This is a genomic window from Agarivorans sp. JK6, assembly GCF_045277145.1.
GTDB lineage: Bacteria > Pseudomonadota > Gammaproteobacteria > Enterobacterales > Celerinatantimonadaceae > Agarivorans > Agarivorans albus.
In genome coordinates, this window is record NZ_CP113525.1 from 4,422,138 (window position 1) to 4,435,578 (window position 13,441).

General features: G+C 47.4%; 16 protein-coding genes. 15 read left to right on the forward strand and 1 reads right to left on the reverse strand.

The window, feature by feature from the left end:
• Nucleotides 1–17: 17 nt before the first annotated feature.
• The 8 genes from ureA (at nt 18) to menE (ending at nt 6,225) form a co-directional block, all read left to right on the forward strand.
• Nucleotides 18–320: an urease subunit gamma gene (gene ureA, locus OV592_RS20330; protein WP_016403121.1), complete on the forward strand. Its 303-nt coding sequence runs from the start codon at nt 18–20 to the stop codon at nt 318–320.
• A 22-nt stretch (nt 321–342) separates the two neighbouring features.
• Nucleotides 343–666: an urease subunit beta gene (locus OV592_RS20335; protein WP_016403120.1), complete on the forward strand. Its 324-nt coding sequence runs from the start codon at nt 343–345 to the stop codon at nt 664–666.
• Nucleotides 663–2,369, forward strand: a complete 1,707-nt coding sequence (gene ureC, locus OV592_RS20340; protein ID WP_016403119.1) for an urease subunit alpha — start codon at nt 663–665, stop codon at nt 2,367–2,369. The genes OV592_RS20335 and ureC overlap by 4 nt, the downstream gene beginning before the upstream one ends.
• A gap of 11 nt (nt 2,370–2,380) precedes the next feature.
• Nucleotides 2,381–2,827 (forward strand): urease accessory protein UreE, encoded by a 447-nt coding sequence (ureE, locus tag OV592_RS20345; protein WP_406609823.1) that lies wholly within the window; start codon nt 2,381–2,383, stop codon nt 2,825–2,827.
• The gene (locus tag OV592_RS20350; RefSeq protein WP_406609824.1) at nt 2,827–3,495 is read left to right on the forward strand and encodes an urease accessory protein UreF; all 669 of its coding nucleotides are present in this window, start codon (nt 2,827–2,829) and stop codon (nt 3,493–3,495) included. The genes ureE and OV592_RS20350 overlap by 1 nt, the downstream gene beginning before the upstream one ends.
• A gap of 26 nt (nt 3,496–3,521) precedes the next feature.
• The gene (ureG, locus tag OV592_RS20355) at nt 3,522–4,157 is read left to right on the forward strand and encodes an urease accessory protein UreG (RefSeq protein WP_152782974.1); all 636 of its coding nucleotides are present in this window, start codon (nt 3,522–3,524) and stop codon (nt 4,155–4,157) included.
• A gap of 23 nt (nt 4,158–4,180) precedes the next feature.
• Nucleotides 4,181–4,744, forward strand: a complete 564-nt coding sequence (locus tag OV592_RS20360) for a HupE/UreJ family protein (protein ID WP_152782971.1) — start codon at nt 4,181–4,183, stop codon at nt 4,742–4,744.
• Nucleotides 4,745–4,818: 74 nt separating this feature from the next.
• Nucleotides 4,819–6,225, forward strand: coding sequence for an o-succinylbenzoate--CoA ligase (gene menE / locus OV592_RS20365; protein WP_406609825.1), 1,407 nt, complete (start codon nt 4,819–4,821; stop codon nt 6,223–6,225).
• Here the strand turns inward: menE and OV592_RS20370 are convergent.
• On the reverse strand, nt 6,195–6,404 hold the full coding sequence (locus tag OV592_RS20370) for a hypothetical protein (RefSeq protein WP_016403113.1): 210 nt from the start codon (nt 6,402–6,404) through the stop codon (nt 6,195–6,197). The two genes, menE and OV592_RS20370, sit on opposite strands and share 31 nt — an antisense overlap.
• A 286-nt stretch (nt 6,405–6,690) precedes the next feature.
• Between OV592_RS20370 and OV592_RS20375 the strand changes: the two genes are divergently transcribed.
• From OV592_RS20375 to torA, 7 genes are all read left to right on the forward strand, one after another.
• Nucleotides 6,691–7,074, forward strand: a complete 384-nt coding sequence (locus OV592_RS20375) for a hypothetical protein (protein WP_016403112.1) — start codon at nt 6,691–6,693, stop codon at nt 7,072–7,074.
• A gap of 55 nt (nt 7,075–7,129) precedes the next feature.
• Nucleotides 7,130–7,981, forward strand: a complete 852-nt coding sequence (locus tag OV592_RS20380) for a LysR substrate-binding domain-containing protein (RefSeq protein ID WP_406609826.1) — start codon at nt 7,130–7,132, stop codon at nt 7,979–7,981.
• Nucleotides 7,971–8,768: a LysR family transcriptional regulator gene (locus OV592_RS20385; protein ID WP_406609827.1), complete on the forward strand. Its 798-nt coding sequence runs from the start codon at nt 7,971–7,973 to the stop codon at nt 8,766–8,768. The genes OV592_RS20380 and OV592_RS20385 overlap by 11 nt, the downstream gene beginning before the upstream one ends.
• Before the next feature lie 44 nt (nt 8,769–8,812).
• Nucleotides 8,813–9,427, forward strand: a complete 615-nt coding sequence (locus tag OV592_RS20390; protein ID WP_406609828.1) for a tRNA-uridine aminocarboxypropyltransferase — start codon at nt 8,813–8,815, stop codon at nt 9,425–9,427.
• A 117-nt stretch (nt 9,428–9,544) separates the two neighbouring features.
• Nucleotides 9,545–9,715 carry a trimethylamine N-oxide reductase system protein TorE gene (gene torE / locus OV592_RS20395; RefSeq protein WP_016403108.1) on the forward strand — a complete coding sequence of 57 codons (171 nt, stop codon included), beginning with the start codon at nt 9,545–9,547 and terminating at the stop codon, nt 9,713–9,715.
• A gap of 58 nt (nt 9,716–9,773) precedes the next feature.
• A complete protein-coding gene (gene torC / locus OV592_RS20400) occupies nt 9,774–10,955 on the forward strand; it encodes a pentaheme c-type cytochrome TorC (protein WP_016403107.1) in 1,182 nt (393 codons plus the stop codon).
• 13 nt (nt 10,956–10,968) lie between these two features.
• Nucleotides 10,969–13,437, forward strand: coding sequence for a trimethylamine-N-oxide reductase TorA (gene torA, locus OV592_RS20405; RefSeq protein WP_406609829.1), 2,469 nt, complete (start codon nt 10,969–10,971; stop codon nt 13,435–13,437).
• The last annotated feature ends 4 nt before the right edge of the window (nt 13,438–13,441 follow it).

Sequence of the window (13,441 nt, forward strand, 5' to 3'; positions counted from 1 at the left end):
AATACTACGAGGCAGACATGGAATTAACCCCAAGAGAGAAAGACAAGTTATTGCTGTTCACCGCCTTTTTGGTCGCCGAGCGACGTAAAAACAAAGGGCTAAAACTTAACTACCCCGAAACCGTGGCTTATCTCTCGGCCAGCATCGTAGAAGGCGCGCGCGAAGGGCGCAGTGTTGCCGAACTAATGAGCTGGGGACGCACCTTGCTAAGCCGTGACGATGTTATGGATGGCATTGCCGAAATGGTCCACGAAGTACAAGTGGAAGCCACCTTCCCCGATGGCACCAAACTGGTCACCGTGCATAACCCAATCCCTTAGGCTACTTGTAGAGGAACAGCAAATGATACCCGGAGAACTAATCATTGATGATGGTGACATTGAGCTAAACAAAGGTTTAGCCACTGTAACTGTAGATGTTGCCAACAGCGGCGATCGCCCAGTGCAAGTAGGCTCACATTACCACTTCGCCGAAACTAACCCCGCCCTGCATTTTGACCGTAAAGCCGCTTTAGGTTTTCGTCTTAATATTGCCGCCGGCACCGCAGTACGTTTTGAGCCAGGCCAAAGCCGCCGCGTAGAACTGGTGGCCTTAAGTGGCAAGCGCGAGGTATACGGTTTTAGAGGGGAAGTAATGGGCAAACTAAGTGACGAGGAACAAGCATGAGCAAAATGGATAAACGCGCCTATGCCGAAATGTTTGGCCCAACCGTGGGCGACAAAGTACGCCTTGGCGATACTGAGCTAATCATTCAAGTAGAAAAAGACTACGCCCAATATGGCAGCGAAGTAAAATTTGGTGGTGGTAAAGTAATACGTGATGGCATGGGGCAAAGCCAAGCCAGCTGCGCCATGGTGCCAGATACGGTGATTACCAACGCCCTTATTTTGGATCACTGGGGTATTGTAAAGGCCGACATTGCACTTAAAGACGGCCGTATTCAAGCCATAGGTAAAGCGGGTAATCCCGATATTCAAGACAACATTGATATCGAGGTTGGTGCAGGTACCGAGGTAATTGCAGGTGAAGGCCAAATTGTGACTGCTGGCGGGGTCGACTCACATATTCACTATATTTGCCCGCAGCAAATTGAAGAAGCCTTAATGTCCGGCACTACCACCATGTTAGGGGGTGGCACCGGACCCGCAACCGGAACCAATGCAACCACCTGTACCCCTGGCGCCTTTCACTTAGGCAAAATGTTGCAGTCAGCAGATTGTTTCCCAATGAATCTAGGATTTTTGGGCAAGGGCAACGCCAGCCTACCGCGCCCCTTAGAAGAACAACTAATGGCCGGCGCCATGGGCTTAAAGTTACACGAAGATTGGGGCACCACTCCGATGTCTATCGACAACTGTTTAACCGTTGCCGAAAACTACGATGTGCAAGTGGCCATTCATACCGACACCTTAAATGAATCCGGTTTTGTAGAAGATACCATCGCCGCCTTTAAAGGCCGAGTCATTCATACCTACCACACCGAAGGCGCAGGTGGCGGCCACGCTCCCGATATTATTACTGCCTGTGGTTTAGATAATGTGTTGCCATCATCTACTAACCCAACTCGCCCCTACACCATTAATACCGTAGACGAGCACTTAGACATGCTAATGGTATGTCACCACCTTGATCCGGCTATTCCCGAAGACGTGGCCTTTGCAGATTCGCGGATCCGTAAAGAAACCATCGCCGCCGAAGACATCTTGCACGATTTAGGCGCATTCTCGATGATCGCCTCAGATTCGCAAGCCATGGGCCGAGTAGGCGAAGTGATTACCCGTACTTGGCAAACCGCCCACAAAATGAAAGTGCAACGCGGTTTATTGCCAGAAGATAAAGAAATTGGCTGCGATAACTTCCGTGCCAAACGTTACATTGCCAAATACACCATTAACCCGGCCATAACCCATGGTATTGCCCATGAAGTGGGCTCGGTTGAAGTGGGTAAATTGGCAGATTTAGTGTTGTGGAAACCTGCCTTTTTTGGCGCTAAACCCTCGTTAATTATTAAAGGGGGAGCGATTGCTGCCGCACCAATGGGCGACCCTAATGCGTCAATCCCCACGCCACAGCCGGTACATTACCGCCCAATGTTTGGCGCTTACGGCAAAGCGATGAGCGAAACCCGCGTCACCTTTGTAAGCCAAGCGGCTTTAGATGCAAAAATTGATGAAACCCTAGGTCTAACTAGCCGCCTAGTGGCGTGTAAAAATACCCGCAGCATTAAAAAGCAAGACATGGTGCACAACCACTACCAACCGCATATGGAAGTGGATTCGCAAACCTATGAAGTGCGCGCCGATGGCCAATTGCTTGAATGTGAACCCGCTGCCGAGCTACCACTCGCTCAGCGTTACTTTTTATTTTAAGGAGAGAATGAATGTTAAAGGTGTATCAAACCCTCCATCACTACCACGGCCCAGCGCATCACCAAGTGGTTTTGAGTTACGAGTTACGTAAAAAAGCGCGCATTAAAGCGCAAACCGAAACCAAGCAAGATATCGGCTTTTTCTTAGAGCGTGGACAAGTGCTACAAAATGGCCAAATGCTAGAAGCCGATAATGGCGAAGTGGTTGAGATTAAAAGTGCCGACGAGTTGGTAACCACCGCCTATAGCGACGATCCACTAATGTTCGCCAAGGTGTGCTACCACTTAGGTAACCGCCATACACCACTGCAAATTGGTGAAGGTTGGGTGCGCTTTCAGCCAGACCATGTATTGCAAGACTTAGTAGAGCTTTATGGGCTACGAGTAGAACAGCACCAGGGCCCATTTGACCCAGAAACCGGTGCTTATCACAGCCACTTGCCAGGACATAGCCACTAATGACTAGCATGGCGCAACTTCAGCTAATGCGTTTGGTTAGCCCCAGCTTACCGGTAGGTGGTTTTGCCTATTCGCAAGGCTTGGAATACGCCATAGAAAACGGCTGGGTGAATAACCCTCAGCAGCTAAAAAGCTGGATCAGCGGTTGTTTAGAGGCAGGGCTAGCCTGCCTCGACATTCCTATGCTGGCGGCACTTTATCAAGCCTGCAAAGCGCAAGACTTTGCTAAGTTTGAGAGCCTAAATTTAGAACTTATTGCCAGCCGAGAAACCCTTGAGTTAGAGCTAGAAGATGTGCAAATGGGCAACGCTTTACGCACCTTGCTTAGCCAACTCGATGAGTCAATTACCGCTCCGCTCAGCCAAGAATCGATGAGCTGGACTAGCATGTTTGCTTTGGCTGGTGTGCATTGGCAAGTAGCGCTTGATGAATTAGCCGACGGCTACCTATGGACTTGGCTAGAAAACCAATTGGCGGTAGCCGGTAAAACCCTACCGCTTGGGCAAACAGCCTGCCAAAAGCTACTTAGCGAGTTACTGCCGTTGCTACCACCAGCACGCGAGTCGGGCTTAGCTTTACCTTTTGATCAAATTAGCGGGTCGTTACCAGCATTAAGCTTGGCTAGCGCCCTTCACGAAACCCAATATTGTCGGCTGTTTCGCTCTTAGCGTAGCCACAAAAAAGAGGAACCATAATGAGCATAAAACAAACCTTACGTGTAGGTGTCGGCGGCCCGGTAGGCTCAGGCAAAACAGCCTTACTTACAGCGCTATGCCGCGAGCTAAAAGACCGTTTCAACCTAGCGGTTGTAACCAACGACATTTATACCAAAGAAGATGCCCAATTTTTGCTGCGCAATGACGCCCTCGCTGAAGACCGCATTTTAGGTGTAGAAACCGGTGGCTGCCCGCACACCGCCATTCGCGAAGATGCGTCGATGAATTTAGCGGCGATTGCCGAGCTTAATCGCCGCCATCAAGGCTTAGATTTAGTGCTAGTAGAAAGCGGCGGCGATAATCTAAGTGCTACTTTTAGTCCCGAGTTAAGTGATTTAACCCTTTACGTGATCGACGTAAGTGCTGGTGACAAAATTCCCCGTAAAGGTGGCCCAGGCATTACTAAATCTGACTTATTGATCATCAATAAAACCGATTTAGCCCCGCATGTTGGCGCCTCGCTAGAAGTCATGGATCGCGATGCGAAAAAAATGCGCGGCGAACGCCCATTTGTATTTAGTAACCTTAAAACCAGCGAAGGCTTACAAACCATCATCAACTTTATTATTGAGCAAGGCATGCTAGAAGAATCTAGCCCTGCTACTGCCAACTAGTTTTAAATTACAAGGAACCTACCATGAAAAAACTACTTACTTTGGCTGCAGGCCTACTCATTAGCTTGCCCAGCTTTGCCCACGAAGGACACCACCATGGCTTAAGTGAAGGCTTGTTACATCCACTTACTGGCTTAGACCACCTAATTGCCTTAAGCCTAATTGGTTTATTAGCTAGCCAAACTGGCAAACTTAAGTTGAGCTTGGCACAAAGTGTATTTGCCTTGATTGTGGCAGCGGTTGTTGCCAGCATGGGTTTTGTACCACCAATGTTAGAGACAGGCTTGGCTATTTCTCTACTGGTTATGGCGGTATTAGTGGCTAAGGTATTACCAAAAGCAGCTAGCCTAGCTGGTTTAGCAGTATGTTTAGTGGCAGCCTTACACGGCGCAGCCCATGGTAACGAAGTGCCGGCTGGTGCAGACATGAAGCTATTCTTTGCAGGCTTTATTGCTAGCTCAATTGCCCTTATTAGCGGCGGTTACTTGTTAGGTAAAGCTGTGCAAAAATCGACTTACGGCCAAAAAATCACACGTACTATTGCCGGTTTCGCTGGTGCCTTTGGTGTAACTGCACTGCTTGCATAAGCCCCAAAAAAACTGCGCCGCTGGCGATGTTTGCCAGCGGCGACAAGCTTCACAATTTGCGGCATAATGCTGCTATGAGCGCCCATTCTTTGTCTACCCACGCACTGCAACTGCAAAGCCAAATTCGCCCAGAACATATTGCCCTGAGCATTGGCCAACAGCAGCTTAGCTATCAACAGCTTTATGTCATGGTAAAAGCCACGGCTGAACAGTTGCGTCTGCAAGGCGTGACACAAGGGTCTAGAGTGTGCTGCTTTGGCGAAGATCCACTGCGTATGCTGCTGTTGCAGCTAGCTAGTTTGGAACTAGCCTATATCTTTTGCCCGCTTAATCATCATCACCCGCTCTCGCAATTACAGGCTTTAAGTGAAACAGTAGACTGTCAGTTTTATTGGAGTGATTTAGATTACAGCTTACAGCAAGCTAAGCGAGTAGAGTTTAACCCGCACCAACAGCTTAGCTGCTTTGCAAGTATTGAACTCAACAGCGAAGCCCCAATGAGTATGGTGTTTACCTCTGGCAGCAGTGGCCCGCCTAAAGCCGTGGTGCACTGCTGGCGAAATCACTACTACAGTGCTCAGGGCTCGCAAGCGATGATCCCTCTCAAGCACCAAGACCAATGGTTATTGTCTTTACCGCTTTACCATATTGGCGGCCAGGCCATTGTATGGCGCTGCCTACTAGCTGGCGCGCGCATAGTTGTGGCACAAAACAAAGGGCGAGTATTTCCTGATTTACTGGGCAGCGACACCACCCATGTATCGCTGGTGCCAACTCAACTTTATCGGCTACTCACCCAAGCAAAATTTTGGGCGCATAGCCTTAAGCTCAAACACATCTTAATTGGTGGCGCAGCTTGTAACGACAGTTTATTGGAAGAAGCCATTAGCCGCGGCTTTCAAGTATATAGCTCCTATGGCAGCAGCGAAATGAGCTCGCAAATTGCTACCCGCCATCACCGCTTAGGCCAAAGTGCTTATCAGATTTTGCCGCATCGCCGCGCCAAGATACATCAAGGCGAGATTTACCTACGCGGTAAAACCTTGTTCTTGGGTTACTGGAAAAATGGCGAAATTTTAAAAGCCTGTGAGCCAGATGGCTGGTTTAACAGCGGTGATAGGGGGCTAATCGAAGGCGCCCACTTACACACACTAGGGCGTAGCAATAATATGTTTATTTGCGCTGGTGAAAACATTCAACCGGAAGAAATAGAGCTAGCACTATTGCAACACCCAATGATCAATCAGGCGGTGGTGGTGGCACAACAAAACAGTGAGTACGGCCAATGTCCGGTGGCGTTTATTAACGCAGAACAAAAGCTTAGTAAGCAGCAGCTGAATCTGTTTTTACGTCAGCAGCTTGCGGCGATCAAACTACCGATCGCCTATTTTGAATTACCAGCTCACAACTCGCTGAAACCTTCGCGCATCGAGTTGAGCACATTGGCTAATCACAAGTCTAGTTGTTGTGACCAGTGTTGAAGTTCGGAAATGCTAATCCAAGATTGTTGATAGGCGTGTTGTAAGGCACTGTGTTGCTGCTCTTTAAGGCTTAAGTGGGAATCAGGAACAAAGCAGCATGCTCCTTTAAAGAATTGTTCTCTTTCTGCTAAGTAACGGCTTAGCAATCCGGTATTTGCGAACGCTTGTTCTGTTCTCATAAGCACTCCTTACGACTAAAAATAGCTAGCGCTTAGAAGCTGAAGAGCCAAATAAATTCACTCTCAACAACTTCATAGAGTAGCCGACCAACAATTGGAAACAACCACTTACCTTACATTTAGCACGCATTTACCCCCTCAACAAGCACTATTTCGCAGCATTTAGCCAAATTAGCTTAGCCTGTCACGATATCTGGGCAGGGCTGTCGATAAAAGCAACAGCCCAGTGGTTTACCTTGTGATGAGCTATCTCTAGAATGCTCGACAAACAATAAATGAGGTAACTATGAAAATTGCAGTATTTGGTGCTGGAGCACTTTGTTTAGTGGCATTTTCGAGCAATGCTAATCCCGAGCTTGGGGTAATGGTAGGCAGCGACAATGGTATTAGCGCTCAGTTTAACGATATTCGAGTGAACCTAGGACTTAACGACTTCTCTTTAAGTGGCGATAAAATTATTGGTTTTCCTGAGCAACAATACTTCTATTACGGCTTTGGCGGTAAATGGAGCGATCACCACCATCATAAGCTAGGCGCTCGTGCAGTGTTTGGAGCGCATACTGTGGTCGACAAGTTTCGTTTCTTTGCTGAGCTACAACCGATTGTGTATGTGATTGACGACCTTGAAGTGAAGCTCGAAGCCAGTGCAGGTGTTCGCTACATGTTCTAACAGCTCAGCTATTCTCTGCTAGCCTTAAAAGATACTAAAATCATGGCCTATGAGAATGCAGCACACGGATATTGGCTTGCTCAGCCGGTTTGTTAACGCCTATGAGCAACGCCACCATTACCCAGAAATGACCAGCTCGAGTAGTAGAAGAAAGATTTTCTCCGACTTAGAGCAATCATTAAACTGCACGCTATTCGATCCCGACTACAGCCGCTTAAACGAACAAGGCCAGCAGCTTTACCAGCGCGCTAAGCAACTACAACTGCAACTAGATAACTTTCTGCAAAGCCCAGTAGATAAACCACAGCCTCAACAAATTGTGATTGGTTTAGATGAATTTGTACCTAGCCAAAGCTTATTACAATGTTACCCGCGCTTTATTAGCGAGCTCTCACTGCAACAACTAAAATTGGTGCAATTAAGTAGCCGCCAACTCCAGCAGCAATTGGTTAATGGCAATATCGACATAGCACTGCGGGTGGCGCAACAAAACAAGCCGCCTAAAACGCATTCGCGCCGTTACTGTAATTTAAGTTTGGCTCTGGCCTGCGCTGCTCGCCATAGTTTGAGCAAACATCAGCAGCTCAGCGCCGAGCAGCTGCAGCGCCATCGTCAACTGTGTTTAAGCCATTTACCCTTAGAGTTACAACTTAATCGAGTAAGCTGCTGGCAGCTCAGTCACCGTGAAATGTTGCACGATTTGCTAGTACTTGGAATGGGCTGGGCCATCGCGCCACGTCATTGGTTGGAGTCCAGTTTTCGTAATGGCAGCTTAATAGAATTACACCTAAGTAATTACTTCTCACCAACCAAGTTAGAAATAGAAATCCTTTGGCTAAATAGCCAGCACGACAGCCAAGTAGCGCAGTGCTTAAACCTGTTAAGTTTGAGTGCCTATGATGGATGAACAAGCAAAACAAGCAGCCTTAGAAGCCTTTGTTTGCCTCGCCAAGCATGGCAATTTAATAAAGTGTGCGGAGCAGCTTAAGTGCACCGAAATACAGGTAATACAGCGGATTGACCAACTAGAAAAGCAACTTGCCTGCTGCTTGTTCAACCAACACGCTGCACCTTTCCCACTTAGCTCAGCGGGGCTTGCCTTAATAGAGCAGGCTGAGTTGATAGTAAGCCGCTACCACGAACTGCAGCGCCACTGCCGCCATTTACAGTTAGGCAAGAGCCTCAAGTTAAGCATTAGCTATCAAGCCTGGTTTCCTAGTCCGTGGCTTACCTTGTTAGCCAACCAATTACAGCGTTTTGATCCCTTACTGGATTTGCATTTCAGCGGTAATAGTCAGCAACATGTTCACTTTAGCTTTTCTGCGCAAAGCCAACAGAACAATACTCAAGTGCTTAGTTGGCGCCCTGCCAAGTTGATAAAAGTAGCTCACCCCAAGCTGGTTAATCATCAGCAACGCTTTGATGGCCACTTAAAGCTGTTTGATATTCGTGAGCCGCAGCAAAGTAATTTGTTTATCGGAGAGACCTTGTTGCTGGATGCGTTAGAAGCCGCTTTAGGCTGGGCAATTTTGCCACAAATAAGTGTCGAATCTCGGCTCGCCGAAGGACAACTTAAAGCTTGGCCTGATTTAATCGCAGAATTACCGACCTACTTACACTTGTCTCATCACTGCCCAGAAGACATTAAGAGCTGGCTACTGCAACAACAGGCAGAGTATTGTGAATTACCCTAAACAATAGCTTATAATTAGCCCGCCTTTATTAACCTAAGAGATCAATGAGTCGAGTTCGTTGCCAGCGCTGCTTGCGCCCTCAAAGCCACTGTTTATGCGCAAACATCCCCAGTTGTTCACATCGTCACCCGGTGATTATTTTGCAGCACCCCAGCGAACAACAACACGCTAAAAGCACCGCTCATCTGGCTTGTTTAGCTCTAGATAATGCAACGATAATAGTGGGTGAAAATGCCGACGATTTTGCCGATTTAAAACAGCAAGTGGAACAAGCTCCACATCAATTTTTGCTGATTTACCCTAGTCAAACCAGCCAAGTTTTAGAGCAGCTAAGCAATACTCAAAAAGCGGCTTACACCGCAGACAGCTCCCCCGCCACAATATTGCTACTTGACGGCACCTGGCGAAAAGCCAAAAAATTATGGCACCTCAATCCCTGGCTACAAAGTTTAGAACAATTTCATTTCGAGCACGCGCCGCAAGGGCAATATAAAATACGAAAAACTTCGATAGATAAAGGCTTATCCACCATAGAGGCTGTTGGATACACTCTAAATCAGTTAGAAATGTTTGACCCTACTCCTTTAGTGGGTATACTACGCGCCCTTGCAAACCAGCAACTTTCAGCAATGCCAGCGGCGGTAAAAAAACGCTACTAAATTGCTGCTGCTCAGTGACACAGATAAGCACAAAAAACAGCGGTGAAACTGGTCAAACTTACATATCAATACTAAGTTAAATTTATATACATAACATTAATGTAGGAGTGCTTTTGCATGTCTAAGAATAATGTGGTGGAAGACAGCCCGAGCAAAATGGATGAGTGGAAGGTATTTCTATTTATCGCCGTTGTGCTTTTTCCTATTTTGGCAGTGGTCACCGTAGGTGGTTATGGCTTTATCGTTTGGATGCTCCAGATAATGATGGGTCCGCCGGGACACGGTTAATAACTCTGCTCTTTCTTTTTTAATTATTAAATAATTCGCAGCAATGTGAGACACCACCATGAAAAATATGCTGAAGAAATTTTGGTCAATAGTGAGCAAACCAAGCGTACATTTAAGCTTTGGTTTTTTGACTATTGGCGGATTTGTTGCTGGTATCATTTTCTGGGGCGGTTTTAATACCGCACTAGAAGCCACCAATACCGAAGAGTTCTGTATTGGCTGCCACGAAATGGCCGACAACGTTTATGTAGAACTGCAAGATACAGTGCACTGGAAAAACAATTCAGGTGTACGTGCCACTTGTCCAGATTGTCACGTACCGCATAATTGGACTGACAAGATTGCTCGCAAAATGCAGGCGTCTAAAGAAGTATACGGCGCAATATTTGGCACCATTAATACCCGTGAGAAGTTCTTAGAAAAACGCGGTGAACTAGCCCAACATGAATGGGACCGTTTCACAGCCAATAACTCCTTAGAATGTAAAAACTGTCACAACTACAACAGCATGGACTTTGACTCCATGTCTGAGCGCGCCCAAGTGCAAATGAAAATGGCCGCCGAGCGCGACCAAAGCTGTATTGACTGCCACAAAGGTATTGCCCACGAACTCCCAGAAAACATGAATTCGGGCGAAGGCACCTTAGCCAAACTCGAAGAGATGGCAACATCGGGCTACAAAAAAGGCGAAACTTACTACAGCGTGCGCCAACTGCCAATGTTCACCAACGCCGAACTTAGTGAAGAAGCTGGCCAACTTAATGCGGCTACTGCAGTTAAGGTTCTCGACATTAAAGGTGATGCCATTCAAGTAGAAATAGACGGCTGGCGTAAAACCAAAGGTTTTGGTCGAGTACTGTTTGAAGACTTTGCCATGAACATTAACGATGGCTTCTTAACCAAAGAAGTGGCTCAAAACGACAGCATTATGCAAAAAGGCGAAACCAAAGAAGATGACCTAACTGGTTTGCCGTGGCAGAAGGTATCAATCACGCTGTGGATGCGTAACGGTTCACTGACCGACTCACGCGATACCCTCTGGCAGTTTGCCAAAACTACTTATGATACGGCCTGTAGTGTATGTCATACCCAGCCTGCCGAAAATCACTTCGACACCAACACCTGGCCAGGTATGTTTAACGGTATGTTGTCGTTTGTGAATTTAGACGGTGATACTCAAGCGCTGGTATTGAAATACCTTCAAAAACATTCATCAGATTTTTCTGACGCTGGCCACTAACAAGGAGATTAACATGGCAATTACTCGTCGCGGTTTTCTCAAAGGCATTTTAGCCACCAGCGCTAGTACTTTGATCGGCCCAAGTTTATTGGCAGTATCTAACGATGCAGCCGCTGCTGAGACCGCCGGAAGCTGGAAAGTTTCAGGCTCACACTGGGGTGCGTTTCGTGCCCGCGTGTATGCAGGCAAAGTGCAAGAAATAAAACCCTTTGAAGCAGATAAATACCCCACCGAAATGCTCAAGGGCATTAAAGGTATTTTGTATAGTCCTTCTCGTATTCGCTACCCAATGGTGCGTTACGATTGGTACCTAAAACGCAACAAGAGTGATACCTCGCAGCGCGGTGATAATCGCTTTATTCGCGTCACTTGGGACGAAGCTCTAGACCTGTTCTATCAAGAGCTAGAACGCGTACAAAAAGACTATGGCCCTTGGGCGCTTCACGCTGGCCAAACCGGTTGGCGTCAAACCGGTCAAGTTCACTCCTGCGGTAACCACATGCAACGCGCAGTAGCCATGCATGGTTTCTCAGTGAATAAAGTAGGCGACTACTCTACCGGTGCAGGGCAAACCATTATGCCTTATGTACTTGGTACTACCGAGGTATATGCGCAAGGTACTTCTTGGCCTTTGATTTTAGATAACAGTAAAACAGTTGTCTTATGGGCCACCGATTTGATGAAAAACCTACAAGTAGGTTGGGCCTGCGAGACTCACGAATCCTTTGAATATTTGGAGCAACTTAAAGACAAAGTCGCTAACAAACAAATTCGGGTAATTAGTGTTGACCCAGTCCGCACTAAAACTCAAAAGTACCTCGATTGTGAGCAGCGTTACGTTAATCCACAAGCCGATGTCCCGTTTATGCTGGCCATCGCCCACACGCTTTATACCGAAGAGCTGTACGACAAGGAATTCCTCAATACCTATGCCTTAGGTTTTGAAGACTTTATTCCGTATGTAACTGGCGAATCTAAAGACAAAGTAGAAAAAACACCAGAATGGGCAGAAGCCATTTGTGGTGTACCAGCCGATGAAATTCGAGAATTTGCCCGCTTATTAGCTAGCGACCGTACCCAGCTTATTTTTGGCTGGTGTATTCAACGTCAGCAACATGGCGAGCAGCCTTATTGGATGGGCGCGGTTATCGCAGCCATGTTAGGGCAAATTGGTTTACCGGGTGGTGGGGTTTCTTATGCTCACCACTACAGCTCAATTGGCGTGCCGTCTACCGGTGCGGCAGCGCCTGGCGCGTTCCCACGTAATCCAGACAAACCTAATGAGCGGGTTCATATGAACCAAGACTTTAAAGGCTATAGCAGCACCATTCCGGTAGCGCGCTGGGTTGATGCCATTATGGAACCCGGTAAAGTGATAAACGCTAATGGCGCAAAAATCACCTTACCCGACATCAAGATGATGGTGTTCTCTGGCTGTAACCCTTGGCATCATCACCAAGATCGCAACCGCATGAAGAAGGCCTTCCAAAAGCTGGAAACCGTGGTCTCGATAGATTTTACTTGGACCGCCAGTTGCCGCTTCTCTGATATTGTATTGCCAGCGTGTACCCAATGGGAGCGTAACGATTTAGATCTGTACGGTTCTTACAGCAACCGCGGCATTATTGCCATGCACAAGTTGGTTGACCCACTGTATCAATCTAAAACCGATTTTGAGATTTTCACTCTACTCACCCAACGCTTTGGTAAGAGTAAAGAATACACCCAAGGTAAATCCGAAATGGAATGGGTGAAGCAACTTTATGATGAGTGCGCCGCGACCAACAAAGCTAAGTTTGATATGCCAGACTTCATGACCTTTTGGAAAGACGGTTGGGTAGACTTTGGCAAAGGCGAAAACTGGACCCGTCAAGCAGACTTCAGAGAAGATCCTGAAATTAACGCTTTAGGCACGCCGTCTGGCTTCATTGAGATATTTAGCCGCAAGATCGACCGCTACGGCTACGACGATTGCCAAGGCCACCCAATGTGGTTTGAAAAAGCCGAACGCTCGCACGGCGGTCCTGGCTCTGAAGAGTTCCCCATTTGGCTGCAGTCTTGCCACCCCGACAAACGCCTGCACTCACAAATGTGTGACTCAGAAGAGTTTCGCGCAACCTATGCGGTACAAGGCCGCGAGCCATTGTATATCAACCCAGAAGATGCCAAGAAGCGTGGCATTAAAGATGGCGATTTAGTTCGAGTATACAACAAACGTGGGCAATTGCTGGCTGGCGCGGTAGTGTCTGAAGACTACGCCAAAGGTGTTGCCCGCCTGCAAGAGGGTGCTTGGTATGGTCCTGTGGATGAAACCATTGGCGCACTAGATACCTATGGCGATCCTAATACCCTAACCATGGATATAGGCAGCTCGCAATTAGCTCAAGCCACCAGCGCAAATACCTGTTTGGTTGAATACGAGAAGTTCACCGGTAAAGCACCTGCGGTAAGCTCCTTTGGCGGCCCTAAGGAGATGTCGTAAAAAT

What these genes read in the sequence shown, in the direction of transcription:
- ureA (WP_016403121.1), top strand. Translation starts at nt 18, where the DNA reads ATGGAATTAACCCCAAGAGAGAAAGACAAGTTATTGCTGTTCACCGCC.
- OV592_RS20335 (WP_016403120.1), top strand. Translation starts at nt 343, where the DNA reads ATGATACCCGGAGAACTAATCATTGATGATGGTGACATTGAGCTAAAC.
- ureC (WP_016403119.1), top strand. Translation starts at nt 663, where the DNA reads ATGAGCAAAATGGATAAACGCGCCTATGCCGAAATGTTTGGCCCAACC.
- ureE (WP_406609823.1), top strand. Translation starts at nt 2,381, where the DNA reads ATGTTAAAGGTGTATCAAACCCTCCATCACTACCACGGCCCAGCGCAT.
- OV592_RS20350 (WP_406609824.1), top strand. Translation starts at nt 2,827, where the DNA reads ATGACTAGCATGGCGCAACTTCAGCTAATGCGTTTGGTTAGCCCCAGC.
- ureG (WP_152782974.1), top strand. Translation starts at nt 3,522, where the DNA reads ATGAGCATAAAACAAACCTTACGTGTAGGTGTCGGCGGCCCGGTAGGC.
- OV592_RS20360 (WP_152782971.1), top strand. Translation starts at nt 4,181, where the DNA reads ATGAAAAAACTACTTACTTTGGCTGCAGGCCTACTCATTAGCTTGCCC.
- menE (WP_406609825.1), top strand. Translation starts at nt 4,819, where the DNA reads ATGAGCGCCCATTCTTTGTCTACCCACGCACTGCAACTGCAAAGCCAA.
- OV592_RS20370 (WP_016403113.1), bottom strand. Translation starts at nt 6,404, where the DNA reads ATGAGAACAGAACAAGCGTTCGCAAATACCGGATTGCTAAGCCGTTAC.
- OV592_RS20375 (WP_016403112.1), top strand. Translation starts at nt 6,691, where the DNA reads ATGAAAATTGCAGTATTTGGTGCTGGAGCACTTTGTTTAGTGGCATTT.
- OV592_RS20380 (WP_406609826.1), top strand. Translation starts at nt 7,130, where the DNA reads ATGCAGCACACGGATATTGGCTTGCTCAGCCGGTTTGTTAACGCCTAT.
- OV592_RS20385 (WP_406609827.1), top strand. Translation starts at nt 7,971, where the DNA reads ATGATGGATGAACAAGCAAAACAAGCAGCCTTAGAAGCCTTTGTTTGC.
- OV592_RS20390 (WP_406609828.1), top strand. Translation starts at nt 8,813, where the DNA reads ATGAGTCGAGTTCGTTGCCAGCGCTGCTTGCGCCCTCAAAGCCACTGT.
- torE (WP_016403108.1), top strand. Translation starts at nt 9,545, where the DNA reads ATGTCTAAGAATAATGTGGTGGAAGACAGCCCGAGCAAAATGGATGAG.
- torC (WP_016403107.1), top strand. Translation starts at nt 9,774, where the DNA reads ATGAAAAATATGCTGAAGAAATTTTGGTCAATAGTGAGCAAACCAAGC.
- torA (WP_406609829.1), top strand. Translation starts at nt 10,969, where the DNA reads ATGGCAATTACTCGTCGCGGTTTTCTCAAAGGCATTTTAGCCACCAGC.